At 69.4% G+C, this 13,893-nt stretch carries 13 protein-coding genes, 1 pseudogene and 1 riboswitch; of the genes and pseudogenes, 4 read left to right on the top strand and 10 right to left on the bottom strand.

Features of this window, described 5'->3' with window-relative positions; genetic code table 11:
- The 3 genes from AB0I68_RS38010 to AB0I68_RS38000 all read right to left on the bottom strand — a co-directional run.
- Window positions 1-1,206, bottom strand: a 1,206-nt coding sequence (locus AB0I68_RS38010) for an AMP-binding protein (protein WP_363182008.1), incomplete at its 3' end; no start/stop codon positions are given.
- Between the two features lie 5 nt (window positions 1,207-1,211).
- Window positions 1,212-2,099: a hypothetical protein gene (locus AB0I68_RS38005; RefSeq protein WP_363182007.1), complete on the bottom strand. Its 888-nt coding sequence runs from the start codon at window positions 2,097-2,099 to the stop codon at window positions 1,212-1,214.
- A gap of 3 nt (window positions 2,100-2,102) precedes the next feature.
- Entirely contained in the window at window positions 2,103-3,161 is a 1,059-nt protein-coding gene (locus tag AB0I68_RS38000; RefSeq protein ID WP_363182006.1) for a 3-oxoacyl-[acyl-carrier-protein] synthase III C-terminal domain-containing protein, read from the bottom strand.
- 535 nt (window positions 3,162-3,696) lie between these two features.
- Between AB0I68_RS38000 and AB0I68_RS37995 the strand changes: the two genes are divergently transcribed.
- Window positions 3,697-4,257, top strand: coding sequence for an SUKH-4 family immunity protein (locus AB0I68_RS37995; RefSeq protein ID WP_363182005.1), 561 nt, complete (start codon window positions 3,697-3,699; stop codon window positions 4,255-4,257).
- Between the two features lie 53 nt (window positions 4,258-4,310).
- Window positions 4,311-4,487 (top strand): annotated as a pseudogene (locus AB0I68_RS37990) (heavy metal translocating P-type ATPase); the annotation flags it as partial.
- A gap of 389 nt (window positions 4,488-4,876) precedes the next feature.
- On the opposite strand, the gene AB0I68_RS37985 reads toward AB0I68_RS37990, so the two are convergent.
- Window positions 4,877-5,449, bottom strand: coding sequence for a GNAT family N-acetyltransferase (locus AB0I68_RS37985; RefSeq protein WP_363182004.1), 573 nt, complete (start codon window positions 5,447-5,449; stop codon window positions 4,877-4,879).
- A gap of 265 nt (window positions 5,450-5,714) precedes the next feature.
- On the opposite strand from AB0I68_RS37985, the gene AB0I68_RS37980 reads away from it, so the two are divergent.
- On the top strand, window positions 5,715-6,251 hold the full coding sequence (locus tag AB0I68_RS37980) for an NUDIX hydrolase family protein (RefSeq protein ID WP_363182003.1): 537 nt from the start codon (window positions 5,715-5,717) through the stop codon (window positions 6,249-6,251).
- Window positions 6,252-6,416: 165 nt separating this feature from the next.
- Here AB0I68_RS37980 and AB0I68_RS37975 read toward each other — a convergent pair whose 3' ends face one another.
- The 3 genes from AB0I68_RS37975 to AB0I68_RS37965 are packed head-to-tail and all read right to left on the bottom strand — an operon-like array spanning window position 6,417 to window position 8,703.
- Window positions 6,417-7,757, bottom strand: coding sequence for a phosphatase PAP2 family protein (locus tag AB0I68_RS37975; protein ID WP_363182002.1), 1,341 nt, complete (start codon window positions 7,755-7,757; stop codon window positions 6,417-6,419).
- Window positions 7,758-7,793: 36 nt separating this feature from the next.
- A complete protein-coding gene (locus tag AB0I68_RS37970; protein WP_363182001.1) occupies window positions 7,794-8,264 on the bottom strand; it encodes a hypothetical protein in 471 nt (156 codons plus the stop codon).
- Window positions 8,257-8,703 carry an Ohr family peroxiredoxin gene (locus tag AB0I68_RS37965; protein WP_363182000.1) on the bottom strand — a complete coding sequence of 149 codons (447 nt, stop codon included), beginning with the start codon at window positions 8,701-8,703 and terminating at the stop codon, window positions 8,257-8,259. The genes AB0I68_RS37970 and AB0I68_RS37965 overlap by 8 nt, the downstream gene beginning before the upstream one ends.
- An 80-nt stretch (window positions 8,704-8,783) precedes the next feature.
- Window positions 8,784-8,846: riboswitch (guanidine-III (ykkC-III) riboswitch) on the bottom strand.
- Between the two features lie 598 nt (window positions 8,847-9,444).
- On the opposite strand from AB0I68_RS37965, the gene AB0I68_RS37960 reads away from it, so the two are divergent.
- Window positions 9,445-9,873 carry a VOC family protein gene (locus AB0I68_RS37960; RefSeq protein ID WP_363181999.1) on the top strand — a complete coding sequence of 143 codons (429 nt, stop codon included), beginning with the start codon at window positions 9,445-9,447 and terminating at the stop codon, window positions 9,871-9,873.
- A gap of 523 nt (window positions 9,874-10,396) precedes the next feature.
- On the opposite strand, the gene AB0I68_RS37955 is transcribed toward AB0I68_RS37960, so the two are convergent.
- The 3 genes from AB0I68_RS37955 to AB0I68_RS37945 all read right to left on the bottom strand — a co-directional run.
- Window positions 10,397-11,917 carry an FAD-binding oxidoreductase gene (locus tag AB0I68_RS37955; RefSeq protein WP_363181998.1) on the bottom strand — a complete coding sequence of 507 codons (1,521 nt, stop codon included), beginning with the start codon at window positions 11,915-11,917 and terminating at the stop codon, window positions 10,397-10,399.
- Between the two features lie 621 nt (window positions 11,918-12,538).
- Window positions 12,539-13,177, bottom strand: a complete 639-nt coding sequence (locus AB0I68_RS37950) for a LysE family translocator (protein WP_363181997.1) — start codon at window positions 13,175-13,177, stop codon at window positions 12,539-12,541.
- Window positions 13,174-13,893 (bottom strand): DUF885 family protein (locus AB0I68_RS37945; RefSeq protein ID WP_363181995.1); only part of this gene is annotated, 720 nt, incomplete at its 5' end. The genes AB0I68_RS37945 and AB0I68_RS37950, both read right to left, overlap by 4 nt.

The raw sequence follows: 13,893 nt of genomic DNA, 5'->3' as shown, positions 1-13,893 counted from the left end.
GGCCGCGGTACCGCCGCGTTCGCGGCCGCCGTCGCCGTCGCCGTCGAGGCCGCCGTCGCCGTCGCCGAGAATCTCGGCCGCCTCGATCGAGGTGATCGGCAGCACCTCCGTGGCCCCGTACGTCACATGGATCCGTGCCTTCTCGTCGAGCACCCGGCGCAGCGTGGCCACGACCGCGTCGGGCACCGGGGCCCCGCCGGATACGACGCAGCGCAGATCGGGCAGCGGGTGTCGGTCGCGGGCAGCGCCGGTGAGGTGCCCGGCCAGGTTCCGCAGCAGTGCGGGCGAGGCGAACATGGTGGTGACGCGGAACCTTTCCAGCGCATCCACGAGCAGCACCGGGTCCGCCTGCGCGACCCGGGCGGGGGCCAGCGGAGCAAGCACCAGAGTGGAGCCGTAGACCAGGTCGAGCACCCCGTAGAAGGGCTGCGTGATCAAGGAGACGTCGTCGCGGGTGCGGCCGTGGACGGCCTCGATCTGGCGGGCGATGGACAACGCCATCCGGTGGGTGTACTCGACTCCCTTGGCCGGGCCCGTACTTCCGGTGGTGAAGCCGATCATCAGCAGGTCGTCCCCGCCCGTCGGCGCCGCCCCGTCCGCGCGCATGCCGCTCCCGGTCCCGGTCCCGGTCCCGTGAGCGGGCGCGGGCGCGGGCGCGACGCGCAGTGCGGCCAGCGTGTGACCGCGGCCGAGCCGGCGCCGCCCGAGGGTGACGGGAACCCGCACTCCGGCGAAGGTACGGCGGCCCAGGACGCGCACGAGCTGGGCGAGGGGCGGCCCGATGAACGCCTCGGCGCCCACGGCCCGATAGCAGTGCAGCATGCGCCGCACGCCCATGCCCGGATCCACGACGACGGGCACGGCCCCGACCCGGAACAGCGCGAAGACGAGCGCGAACAGCTCCGGGCCGGGTGGGGCCATCAGTACCGTCTTGGTACCCCTGGTGATCCCGGCGCGCTCGAATCCGCGGGCCAGCTCCTCGGCCGTCTCCTGCAACTGCCCGTAGGTGACGGTGCCGTACCGGGAGTTGCGGCCGACGGGGTGGATCACGGCCGGCTTGTCGGGAAAGGCGCGGGCGTTTCGCTCCAGCCACCCGGGCACGCTGCCCGTGGCGCCGGCCAGGTGCTCCTCGGGCCGGTCCGCGGGCTGCCCGGTCGGCTCCTCCCCCGTGTCGGTCTGTCCGGCGGCCGGCCTCGTACGCCTCACCGGGCTCACCACCCCTCGGGCCGGTAGACGGCACACGCCGCGCTGGGTCCGGCGCCGACGGACACGAACAGGAACTGGTCGTAGTCGTCCCGGCGTACGCCGTCCATCGCCCCGAGGTAGCCGAGGACGGGCGCCGCGGTGTGCGGCTCTCCCCCACCCCCGGCCCCGGCAGTGGTCGCGGACGGGCCGATCACCAGGGTCCGGTCGAGGTCGACGCCGAACTCCCCCGCGTACTCGGTGACAGCACGCGCCGCGAGCTCGCTCAGCCGCGCCCGGTGGCCCGGCTCACGCCTGACGGTGATCGTGGTCCGCCCCTGCGTGCCCATGGTGCCGGTGTCGAGGTAGCCCTCGACACCTGTGGGCCGGTCTGCGGTGTAGTGGCGCACCGGCCCGAAGCCGGCGTCGGGGTCGGCGCTGCGCTCCAGCAGGAAGGCACCGGCCAGGTCCGCGTACGGGTAGCCGGTGTCGCGGTCCGCGTCGCCCCCCGGGTGGACGTCGGCCGCCGTGATCAGCAGGCGCTCGGTGCTTCCCGTCGCCAGCAGTGCCTGCCCCACCTGGACCGCGTTGAGCACGCCGCAGGCTCCGTTCATCAGGTCGAACGAGAAACCTGCGGCCGGCTCGGGGTCGGCGATGTAGTCGAGGTTGATGCCGATCTCCTTCTGCACCAAGGCCGCCATGGCCGGTTCGAAGGTGTTGTGCTCCCGGTAGACGCCGACGTTGACGAGCACGCCGATCGACGAGGCCGACACCCGCGCCCGGGCCAGGCAGCCTCGGGCGGCCCGGCCGGCGAGGTCCACGACGGATGCCGCGGCCTGGGCGGGAGCTCCCGGTGGGGCGGTGGGGACGGCCGGGGCCGGGACAGCGGTTTCGGCGGCGGTGATGACCATGCCCATGGCTCACACCCCCACGTTCGTGAGGGTCGCGGACAGGGCACCGGTGACCACGCCGGAGGCAGCCGGAACCAGCAGGAACCTGGCGCCGCGGCGGGCGGTCCCGGCCCTGAGGTGTTCGCACAACGTCAGGAAGTGCGACGTCGTGGCGGTATTTCCGTAGCGTTCCACCACGGAGAGGGAGGCAGGCATGGGGGTGCCGAATTCATCCTCGGCCATCTCGTTGGCGTAGTCGATGAAACGCGTGCCGACCTGATGCTGGATGACGTAGTCGAACTCCTCACCGGCGAACGACCGCCCGCTCTTGGCCAGAAGATCCCCGTGGAACCGCGGCCACAGCCTGAGCCGGTCGCGGTTGTGCATCTTCTTGTTGTCCGTGTAGAGGGCGATGCCCTGGGTGCGGTCGCTCGGCATGCCCATGCACAGGTGGGAGTACTCGGAGCAGGTCATCAGCTCGACGTAGTGAATGCGGTCGGCCGGATCGGTGGACACGTCCATGAGGACCGCGGCCGCCGAGTCCCCGACGGAGAGCGAGGCGAACTGCGGGTCGTAGGAATCCGTCATCTCCCGCGCAGCGGTCTGCGCGACGCGGGTGGCCTGCTCGCCGCTGACGACCAGGCCGCGCCGCACGGTACCGGAGCGGATCATCCGGTCGAGCAGCCAGACGCCGGTCATCATTCCGGCACAGGCGTTGGAGACGTCGAAATGGATGGCGGAGCGGGCGCCCAGCTCGCTCGCCAGCATTGCGGCGAAGGACGGCTCGAAGGTGAAGCGATCGCCCTGCTTGAAGCGGGTGATCGAGGCGGAGATGACGATGTCGAGGTCGGCCGCCCGGTAACGGGAGGACGCCAGCGCGTCTCGGGCGGCGGCCAGAGCCATCCCGAACGAGTCCTCACCGGCGGCCGGGTCGGGGTCGCACACGCGCCGCTCGGCGATCCCGGTGATCTTCTCGATGTCCACGTCGCCCAGCCCTGGGACCCGGGCGGCGAGTTGGGGGGTGGTCTGGACTGCTGCAGGGAGCCGGACGCCTAAGGAGGCTATCCGGCTGTATGCGGTCGTGCTCATGTGTGTCGCTCTCCGTGGCGATCCGCCCGTGGGCATGGGGGTGCCGGGGCGGTGGATGGCAGAGGGATGCAGGGTGCGTCCGGGAATGACGGACAGCGAAGTTACCGTAACGTACGGATACTTCACCGACTGCCCAGAGATCCACACATAGGGGAGATACGGTCGAATACCGGCCACCCGACCGTGCCGCGACACCGGGCAGGAGCAAGGCCTCCGCACCTTCCGACGGCGCACACGCGCTCGAAAACCTGTCCGGAAGCACCTGGTCCGCTCACTGGGACCACGGGGTGCCGACCGGCCCTCGGGCGGAGCCGCGGAACGCCTTCCCGGACACGGCCCTCAGAGATCGATCGAGCGGCGCTCGTCCGGAACGGCGAAACCCGTGCTGTCGTACGGGCTCATCAGGCCACCGTCCAGCCGTCGATTCGGACGTCCGGGGCGGCATCGCTGCGGCTGCAGTGCAGTATTGGTTACAAGGCTTGCGCGTTCTCCTCACGCGTAAGGGAGTTCGTGCACGGATCAAGGATGGTGACCGATGCTGGTCCGGGTTGACTGGCGCGCGATCACGGCGGGGGCCGTGCCGGGTGATCTGCTGAGATTCCGGCCTGAGCCGGCAGCACGGATATGGCCGGACGGGGACGGCGCGAGCTTCGCGACGGAGGTCGGAGTCCCGCACTCGGGAGGGCTTTTCCGGATTCTTGAGCATCTGGCGGACCGGGATCCGGCAAACCCGGACAGGGCCTTTGCCGAAGGGCTGGACCCCGAGCCGGTCGACACCTCGCACGGCAGACTGCAGCCGCTGGGGAAGCTCTATCAGGCGGACGTCTTCGTCAGTCTCGACGACGGGACGATCTGGGTCTCCGACCCGGACTCCGAGATCGAGTACGAGCTGATCCACCGGGATCTCTCCTCGCTCAGCTACCTCGTCTACAAGTTCGCCGTGGAGCGGCCCGGCCCGGAGGAGCGCCCGGATCCCCACGACTGGGCCGACGTGGAGGAGATCGTCCGCGAGGGCATGTCCCGATGGGATCCTCTGCCGTTCGAGAGCGGGGCGGAGTTCTGGGAGTTGTACCTCGACTCCTACCCCATGCTGTGAAGCGGTAGCGGACGGCCAAGGCGCGAGGCCAAGGACATGCCGCCGGGGCCACCACGTTCCTCCCGTCGGCGGGGGGCGAGGTCGCGCACGTCTACCTGGAAGCCGCCGTCGGAGTGCCCTTGTTCGTCCTGGCGGGCCGCCATCTGGAGGCACGCGCCCGGCACGGCACCGGTGAAACCCTGCGCTCCCTGGCGGCCCTGGCCGCCAAGGACGTGACCGTGCGGGAAGGCGGCAAGTCACTCCCGAGTCAGGCGCCCGCGGGCAGTCGAGGCGCTTGTGGGGGCGTCGTACGCCCTTCCATCCCAACACCTGTGCCGCCGGGTGCAGTTCTGCAGATCTGGGACTGCGTGCAGGGGCACGGTTCTGCTGTTGGGCCCTTCCGGGCGGATCCCTTCATCGTCAACCAGGAATGGCGCTTCGCATTCTGAACGGAGTTCCGTGAGAACGACGAGCAGACGAGCCGACGGGCCGCACACCCTCCGCGGATCTTCGCCGACTGCGGGCGCGGTGTACGGCTCGGTTTCGCCTTCCTCCCACCACGCGGTGCCACATCCATCCCGGCTGAGGAGGTCGTCTCGTGTGGTGCCGAAGGGACAGGAGTCAAGGTCGGTGGGTTCAGCTATTCAGCAGCGGGGAGTGCCGTGACGGGCGGCGTAGGGCGGTTCAGCCGCCAGACCACGTCGATCCCGCTGCCTGAGGGAGCTGCGGGCGGCGTTCCGGGTTCACGCAGGACTCCGGCGAAGCCCAACCGGCGAGGTATGGCGGCGCTGGAGGTGTTGGCCAGGTCGTGCGCGATTTCCAGGTACTCCACGTCCGGCAGGGCGAACATCTCGGTGACCATGGCCCCCACCGCTCTCGTGGCGATGCCCTGGCCAGTGGCGGCAGGGTGCAGCCAGTACCCCATGCGCCGGCCCCGAGGTTCGGCCCCGCGGTAGGTCTGGCACATCCCGATGAGAGTGCCGTCTTTGGCGATGGCGTAGTTGTACACGTCACCGCTTGCCCAGTTCGACTCGGCCTTCGCGAGGAAGTCCCGGGTGTTCCTCTCGCTGTGACGGGCGACCCACGGCTCCCAGGGGCGCAAGTGCTCCAGAGACTCCTCGATCAACTTGAATGCCGGAGCGAAATCGCTCTGCCCCCGCCAGCATCGCAGGACGAAGTCTCCGCACTCGATGATCTGCCTCGGTCGCTCCATGACGGCCATGATTGTTCGCGGAGCGACTCGCTGCAACGGGATACAGAAGAACCGGCGGGCCGTCCCCCTGGCAAGACCGCGGCACACTGGCCGCCCTCCCGGCGGTGTGCGGGAGCCGGGAACCCGGCTCGGCTGACGCAGGCCCGGTGGCGGACGCGGAGGACACCACGGCGTCGAAGGCCCCTCTTCGGCCTGCTCACACTGCCTCCTGGCCGTCAGACGTGTGATCTGGGCCGCGGCCCGCCCGGGAACGTATGATCAAGCGATGTCTGACATGACCGAAACTACGCCCGGCTGGCTGACCAGCGACGAGCTGGACATGGCCAGGGCACGGATGCCAATCCTGTACGTCGAGGCCGTTCCCGTACGCGTGGACGACACCGGCGAAGTCACCAGCATCGGACTGCTCCTGCGGATCGGCACGGACGGAACGATCAGCCGCACTCTGGTGTCCGGCCGCGTCATGCACCACGAACGGGTCCGTGACGCGCTGCTGCGCCACCTGGAGAAGGACCTGGGCCCGGTGGCCCTGCCCCGCGTCCCTGCCTCCCTGCAGCCCTTCACGGTCGCCGAGTACTTCCCCACGGCAGGCATAACCGCTTACCACGATCCTCGCCAGCACGCGGTGGCACTCGCCTACGTCGTGCCGGTGACGGGTGATTGCCGTCCCCGGCAGGACGCCCTGGACCTCGTCTGGTTCAGCCCGCAGGAAGCAGCCTCACCAGCCGTGCAGAGCGAGATGCCGGGCGGCCATGCAGTGCTGCTGAAGCAGGCCCTCGCGCATGTGGGCCACACGTACTGAAGTCGCCGCGCACTGCCCCCTTGACGGCCGCAGCAGACGCCGCGCACCCGATCCGCTGAAGCTGTGGCCGTCAAGTCCGGAGCCTCTGGATCGGTTACCGTGCGGGCATGTCGACGAGTTCGGCATGCCCGCACGGTGCGTGGCCGTTGTGCTCCGCGTACCGACTCACACCAGTTCGGGTTCCCGTTCGCCTCGCGGTTCCGGCACATGCACCGACGCGGCATTCCGTTCCCACTGCTTGGTGGTCCGTACGTAGCCGTAGGCCACTGAGGTCATCGCCAGGATGAGCAGCGGCCCGAAGACCCACGGGTACGTGGCCATCTCCAGCGACAGATAGCGGTACGACGCCAAGAGCGCAGCGAAGACCGCGGCACCGTAGACGACCAGCTGGATTCCCGACCGGTCCAAGCCGCGGTCGAGCGAGCGCAGCGCCGTCTCGATCGTGACGGTGAACACCACCCCGGCGATGATGTCCGCGCCGTAGTGGTAACCGAAGCCGAGCGTGGCGCCGAGCGTGGCGATCAGCCAGAACACGCCTGCGAATCGCAGAGCCCGCGGGCCCCTGCGGGAATGAATGAAGATCGCGGTAGCCCACGCCGTGTGCAGACTGGGCATGCAATTGCGCGGGGTGATCCCGTCGAAGAGCATCGGGTGCGGGGTACCGACCTGCGGCGGCGTGTCGGGCCACAGGTTGGCCATTGCCCACTGCCCCCCGTCACCACCGAAGGCGAAGATCGGTCCGACGACCGGGAAGAGCATGTAGATGCCCGGCCCGAGCAGGCCGATGACCAGAAAGGTGCGCACCAGGTGATGGCCCGGGAAGCGGCGCTCGACCGCCACGTTGCGCAGCTGGTACAGCGCGACGATGACCGCCATCACCGCCAGCTGGATGTAGACGAACTCAAGGACGCGGAAGCCGGCCGTGCCGGTGGCCTCGACGATCCGGCCCGCCACCCATGACGGGTTGCCCAGCGCGTGATCGGCGGTCGCCACGTACTGGTCGAGCACCATCGGGCGCGTCTTCGATGTGATCAGCAGCCAGGCGTAGCCGGTCTTGCGGCCGGCCACCAGCAGCAGGGCCAGACCGACGCCCTTCAGCAGCAGGGCACGGTCCTGGCCGGTGCGGCGCGTGACGGCGATGACGGCACAGGCCAAAGTGACCCACAACGCGCCGTTGCCGTACATCATCTCGGCGCCGACCGCCGACCGCACGAGCCAGAAGACGAGGTCGATGCCGATCGCGGCACCGACCGCGATGAACCGCTGCCGCCAGCTGAGCACCACCATCACCAACGCCATGCCGGCGTACAGCACCGTCCCCGAGCGGGGCGCGAAGATCACCTCTCGCGCCTGGCTGGTGACCGGTCCGGGCACTCCGTAACGGCGGGCGGCGAGCTCCAGTGCGACAAGGAACCCAAGGGCCAGCACACTCACCGCAGCCCACAGCACGACCCGTGGTTGACGCCACGCAGCGGACTTGATGCCGCCGCCTATCCTCGAAAACATTCGCGATATCGTAGATGCCACTTATTCAGCCGATATTCATATTTCCACTCGATCACTGTTAGATCGAACATAGTAGCGGAGCGGATGCGTTCCGCTGGTCACGGGTACCTCGAAGCTCACAGCGATCGGCTCACCTGGGGCAGCGGCCACGGCCACGCGGGTACGAAGTGCCGCGCCGCCCGCACGGCCCCGGATCGCGGCGTCCGTGTTGCTGCCCCACTCGACGAGGTTCGCACCCTCCCACCGGAAGGTGCCCGTGTCCTCGCCGGGCTCGCCCCTCAGGTGGTGGAAGTGCACGCGGGAGCCGTCGAAGGACGTGACGCCGGCGAAGCCCCGGCTGTCGGCGAAGTACGGACCGGCCTGCAGCCACACCACCTCGCGGTCTTCCACCAGGGGTCCGCCGTTCCGGCTGATGCCGCGCCGCAGCCACGCGCCCCGCTCGGGTACCGGGATGCCCGGCCCGCCCTCTGCCGGAAGGCTTCCGAGGACGCCCGCCGGCTCAGGCATCGACGGCGGTGTCGTCCACGGCCAGCAGTGAGAGCTCGATGTTCCCGCGGACTGCCTGGGAGTAGGGGCAGACCGCGTCCGCCCGGTGGAGCAGGGGCAGCAGGTCAGCCGCCTTCCACCCCGGCAGGGAGACCGTGAGGCAGACCGCGAGACCGTAGCCCGCGGGCGTGTCCGTGGTACCGAGCTGTACCTCGCACGCGACGCGCGCGGCCGAGGCATCCGCCCCGAACTCGGCTGCGACCTCGGCGAGCGCAGACGTGAAACAGGCGGCGAACCCGGCCGCGAACAACTGCTCGGGGTTGGTGGTACCGGGCACCTTCTTGCGCGGCGGAGCCAGACGGACGTCGAGGCGCCCGTCGCCGGTGACCACCGATCCGGTACGGCCCCCGCTGGCGTGTGCGATCGTCCGGTAGAGAGTGCGGGTCAGCGGCACGGTCATGTGGTCAGCCCATCTGTGCGACGAGGGAACGCCGCCCGGGGCCGGACAGCGCTACGGCGCCTGCCGGTGGGACGGCGCCTGGCGCGTCGTCGTGCGTAACCGGGTACGGCGCATCTCGTCCGGGGCCTCGGGACCGGGCCGCCGAACAATCTAGCAACGGGAGCGGCCCCGCCGGGCCGGTCCCCTGCGGTGACCCTCCTCACCCGTCCCCACCCACGAACGTCCCCGGCCGGCGCGCACCAGATGACGTCCAAAGACAGGCCCTGGCGGCGCTTCGTCATGTCCGGGGGCTTCCCTGCCGAGCGTTCGCCGACCGGCCGGGGCGGGAGAGGCTCCTGGAGATCGTCAGTGATCCATACGGACGGGCAACGCATGCTGCCGGAAGCGTTGTTGGCATCTCGGGCTGTCCGGTCCGATCACCTGATGTCCAAGGTGGCCAAGGGCCTGTCGGGGTTGTGCACGGCTCGGAGTGGGTGCGGTTCCGGTCCTCACTCGGGAGGAGTCTTCTCCGTAGCTGTGGCCCCGGGCCCGCAGGCTGCCGTCGGGGAACGCGGCGAGGGCCGTGGCCGACGGCCTGGTCCGGAACGACGGGCAACCCCTTGGAGGCATCGGCATCGGCATCGGCATCGGGTCGGCCCCGGACCGCACGACGCAGCAGCGGCTCGCACGGACCATCCTCCCGTCAATATGCAGATCGCTACCGGGAGATGAGCACCAGAGTTGCGCTGCTATGGTGCGCCGATGTCATCGATCAAACAGTTCCAAGTCACCTTCGACTGCGCAGAACCTGAGCGCCTCGCTCGCTTTTGGTGCGAGGTGTTGGGGTACGTCATATCGCCGCCACCGAAGGGGTTCGCCAATTGGGACGATTTCGACCGCTCCCGGTCTCCTGAGGATCGGGGTTCATGGTTCGCCTGCGGTGATCCCTCAGGCGTGGGCCCGCGACTGTTCTTTCAGCGCGTTCCCGAAGGCAAGGCCGCCAAGAATCGGCTGCATCTTGACGTGAGGGTCGGCACCGGGCTCGTGGGTGAAGAGCGCCTCGCCACGCTCGAAGCCGAATGCACACGACTGGTCGCGCTCGGCGCGGTACGCGTGCGACTCCTGTATGACGGCAACGATTCGTGCATCGTGATGCAGGACATCGAGGGCAACGAGTTCTGTATCGACTGAGCGCCTTCCGAGCCGAGCGGCACCCCACCCCAAGTGCGGGCGTAAAGGATGAGCACGCGCTCGGCCTTGGGGCGGAACCGTGGGTCAGGTGATGAAGATCCAGGAGCGGTGCTGCCAGGGCTTGATCGCCTCCTCGCGAAGCCAGTGGCGCACGGTGGAGGGGCGGCCGGCCTGCGCGACACGCCGCGCAGGCACAGCGGCCGGATGCCTGGGACAACTGCGAAGAGGATTGCCGATGGCTGGAGCCCGGACCCTCCGTGGGGGGAGGAAGCCGACGCCGGAGTCGCTCTCAGGCGTGAGTGGTCGTCGATCTGAGCGCGGATGTGGGCACCAGGCATTCCGCTGTGGGTCGACGAGAACAAGTTGCGGGACGCAGGGTCCCGCCGCGGACACTGGCCTGCACAGCCTTCACGGTCGCGGCCTGGCCTTGATCCAAAGGCCCGGAATGCCGGGAGCAGACAATCCCTGTGCTCGCACATAGTGGACGAGCCACCCCCCGGGAGGAGGCTCAGGCCGTGCCCGGTCAGCAGGACGCAGGCGGGATGCTCTGGTCGTACTGGAAGACGTTGTGCGGGTCGTACTTCGCCTTGATCTTGCGCAGGCGGTCGAAGTTGTCCCTCCAGTAGGCGGTCTCCCAGTCCTGCATGCCGACGTTCGGCACGTTGACGTAGGCGCCATCCACGTAGGGGCGCATGGCCTGGCTGAACTCTGCGATCCAAGCCTGGGCCTGCGGGGTGAGCGGGTCGCAGATGCCCGGCTGGTCGGAGCGGGTCCCCCAGCCGGCACCAGGCTCGGAGTAGAAGAGTGCGTCACGGTGCGGAAACGCCGTGCCGCCGCGGGGGCTCCTTCTGACCGCCCCGCCGAACGCCTGAGTGAAGAAGTTGCTGTCGTCCGTGGGCGCGTCCCGCATGAACGAGGAGATCACGTCGATCGCCTCGCCCGGGAACGGCTTCCTGGCGAACTGCGAGTAGAACTTCCAGTTCGCGGGTTCGTTCTCGGTCGGAATCTGGAATCCCGCATACACCTCGCCCCAGTTGCCTACCTGCACCGACACCTGGGGAGTGCCGACCGACAGGATCGGGGCCAGGAGCCTGTTGGCCTCCGCGGGTGTTCCCTCCGCGAGGACCGCGAACAGCAAGGTCTGGTTGCGGTGAATCTCGAGCTGCGTGCCCAGGCGGTCATCAGCGTCCAGCGCGGTGCGCTGCCAGGCGTCGAAGACCCTACGCAGGTCGCCAATGCCGTCCCACGTGGCCTGCACATATGTGACGCTCTTCAGCGGGGACACTTTGTAGGTGAGTGAGGTGACGATCCCGAAGTTGCCGTTGCCCGCGCCACGCAGCGCCCACAACAGGTCCGAGTTGTGGTTCAGATCCGCCTTGATCACCTTGGCGCACTCGCCGCCCTCGGCGACGACGACCTCGGCGCCGATCAGGCTGTCGCAGGCCATCCCAAGCCAGCGGGTCAGGAAGCCGAAGCCGCCGCCGAGCGTCGCGCCGGACAGGCCAACCGTGCCTTCGGTACCCGTCGTCACCGCGAAGTTCCGCTTCGCGAGCGTGGTCACCGCTTCCAGCTGGCTGAGTCCGGCGCCGACCGTCGCGATACGAGCAGCGCTGTCCAGGTGGACCGACTTCAACTCGCTGATGTCGATCACGAGTCCGCTGTCGACGTTCGACCAGCCCTCAAGGCTGTGGCGGCCGCTCCGAATCCGTAGCGCGACGTCGTTCTGCCGCGCCCACGTCAGGGCGTTGACCACGTCCTGGGTGTTCTGAGCGAAGACGATGACCAGCGGATAGTGAGAGAAGAGCTGGTCCCAGCCGAGGCGCGCGTCCGTGTACCCGGGGTCGTGGGGGCGGACGATGCGGCCGGTCAGCTTCGCCTCCGGGCAATGCGCCCCGTGCGCCTCGCTCACAGGAGTCTCCGTCACGGCAATCGCATCTGCGGCCGCGACGCCCGGCACGACGACCGCGCCAACACCGGCGACCGCAGAAGTCTTGAGCAATCGGCGACGGGAAAAGTTGTTCATGGTCCGTGTCCTCTCGACCACCCGCGGGTGCGAGTCAGTCCTTTCTGGGGCATTTAGGCGAAGTGGACGGTAGCAAGGGCGACCACGGGGCACCGTGTCGACACGCTCACCACCACGGCCAAGGCGCCTAACGCCGTAGCTCCCGCCTCGTGCGCCGGCCTTGCCCGGACCGAAAGCGATTGCGCGAGCGGTGCGTTCCTCGCGCCATGCGGTCTGGTCGACTCTTAACGCCGGGCAGACGACCCGGCCGTCCCCGCGAAGCAGCTGTTCCGGGAGAGCCAGGAACAGGGCTGCACCGGCAGCCTCAACCTCCTCGACCTCACCGCCGCCTGCCCCGAGATGACCCAACTGATCGTCGCAGGCCGTGAGTTAGCCCAGCTGCATGGCAACTGGTGGCAGCAGTGGGAGGAGATCTGGACGCCGCAGGGCTGCAAGCTCCAGCACCGGGCGCCGACTCGGTGGCCGGCTCCTCCCTCGACGGCAGCGGCTCGAGCACCTACACGAACCGTTGGAACGACGGCCCGTTCGCAGGTGTGGCACTGACGGCAGCCGGAACGCCGTAGGTCGGGACCATGGTCTGCCGGCGAACACGAACGCGCAGGTCACGGGTCCCTGGCCCTGTCTCGAGGCGCTGATCCGGCATCAGATGAACACCAGAGCGGCCAGGCCGAGGTGGATGCCGCCGGTCACGTACGACAGGCGGCGGTCCCGGCGCGGGGTGCCGCGGAGTCGGCCGGCGAGTGCGGCGCCGACGAGCGCGTAGCAGAGGTCGAAGGCGAGGGCGATGGCCAGGAAGACCGCGCCGAGTACGAGCATGCGGGTGCGGGTTTGCGCGGAGGTCAGGCCGGTGGGCACGAATTGCGGGAGGAAGGCCAGGAAGAACAGGACGACCTTGGGGTTGAGCACGTTGACGAGGACGGCGTCGCGATAGAGCCGGAGCAGTCGGCGTCGATCGGGACGGTCTTCGGCGTCGTCCGCCTCCACGGCGGAGGAGGGCGGGCGGCGGAGCAGGAGCAGCGCTCGTAAGCCCAGGTAGGCGAGGTAGCCGGCGCCCGTGTAGCGCAGGACGGCGAAGGCGAGGGGATGGTCGGTGATGAAGACCGCCAGTCCGCAGACGGCGACGAAGACGTGCAGGAGGGTGCCGGTCTCCACTCCGAGGGCCGAGACGACGCCGGCCCGCCGTCCGTCCTGCACGCTGCGCGTGATGATGTAAATCAGATTGGGTCCGGGCACCGCCACCAGGACGAGCGTGGCGAGCGCGAAGGCGGCGAGTGAGTTCATCCGCGTTCCAGTGCCGTGTGCAACAGGCCCAGGGGCGGGGCGCCGAGGTCGAACAGGGCGCTGTGGAAGCGACGGAGCGAGAAGGCGCTGCCCCAACGGGCCATGGCCCGCTCGCGCAGGTCGAGGATGGCGAACTTACCCCAGGTGTAGCGACCGTAGGTGGGGTCGAACAGCCCGCGCCGGGCCTCGTGCAGGGCTGCGGGCCCGGACAGCGAGACGTCCTGGGTGAACCGGGCCGCCGCGTCCGACAGGGTCATCGCTCCGGTGTGGAGGCCGATGGCGCAGGCGAAGCGGGTGACCCTGCGCAGCGCGTCCTGGGCGACCGCGACCGCGACGCGCGGGTCCCCGTCGCGGAAGCCCTGCTCCAGGGCCAGCTCCTCGCAGTAGTGGGCCCAGCCCTCGATGAAGGCGTCCGAGTGGAGCGTGCGGCGGACATCGGTCGCGGCCTGGCGCAGCGCCCTGCCGTGGCTGGCGTGTCCGGGTGCCACCTCGTGGATGGCCATGTTGGGCATCAGGGTCCGGTTGAAGCCCGTCGACAGCCACTGGTCGCTCTCCGCCCTCGTCCACCCGGTGTCCGGGAGGGAAACGCAGAAGGCGCTGGGCGCGTCGGCCTCGTGGGGCGCGGACGCGAAGAGGCCGGCCAGCGCCCGGCGCTGGGACTCCGGCATCGGCAGGACGTCCACCTCGACGTCGTGGTGGGGCACCAGATCCTGCCG

Origin of the sequence: Streptomyces sp. NPDC050448 (assembly GCF_040655295.1) — a bacterium.
Taxonomy (GTDB): domain Bacteria; phylum Actinomycetota; class Actinomycetes; order Streptomycetales; family Streptomycetaceae; genus Streptomyces.
This window is presented reverse-complemented; position numbering and strand designations above follow the sequence as displayed.

What these genes read in the sequence shown, in the direction of transcription:
- AB0I68_RS38005 (WP_363182007.1), bottom strand. Translation starts at nt 2,099, where the DNA reads ATGGGCATGGTCATCACCGCCGCCGAAACCGCTGTCCCGGCCCCGGCC.
- AB0I68_RS38000 (WP_363182006.1), bottom strand. Translation starts at nt 3,161, where the DNA reads ATGAGCACGACCGCATACAGCCGGATAGCCTCCTTAGGCGTCCGGCTC.
- AB0I68_RS37995 (WP_363182005.1), top strand. Translation starts at nt 3,697, where the DNA reads ATGCTGGTCCGGGTTGACTGGCGCGCGATCACGGCGGGGGCCGTGCCG.
- AB0I68_RS37985 (WP_363182004.1), bottom strand. Translation starts at nt 5,449, where the DNA reads ATGGAGCGACCGAGGCAGATCATCGAGTGCGGAGACTTCGTCCTGCGA.
- AB0I68_RS37980 (WP_363182003.1), top strand. Translation starts at nt 5,715, where the DNA reads ATGTCTGACATGACCGAAACTACGCCCGGCTGGCTGACCAGCGACGAG.
- AB0I68_RS37975 (WP_363182002.1), bottom strand. Translation starts at nt 7,757, where the DNA reads ATGTTTTCGAGGATAGGCGGCGGCATCAAGTCCGCTGCGTGGCGTCAA.
- AB0I68_RS37970 (WP_363182001.1), bottom strand. Translation starts at nt 8,264, where the DNA reads ATGCCTGAGCCGGCGGGCGTCCTCGGAAGCCTTCCGGCAGAGGGCGGG.
- AB0I68_RS37965 (WP_363182000.1), bottom strand. Translation starts at nt 8,703, where the DNA reads ATGACCGTGCCGCTGACCCGCACTCTCTACCGGACGATCGCACACGCC.
- AB0I68_RS37960 (WP_363181999.1), top strand. Translation starts at nt 9,445, where the DNA reads ATGTCATCGATCAAACAGTTCCAAGTCACCTTCGACTGCGCAGAACCT.
- AB0I68_RS37950 (WP_363181997.1), bottom strand. Translation starts at nt 13,177, where the DNA reads ATGAACTCACTCGCCGCCTTCGCGCTCGCCACGCTCGTCCTGGTGGCG.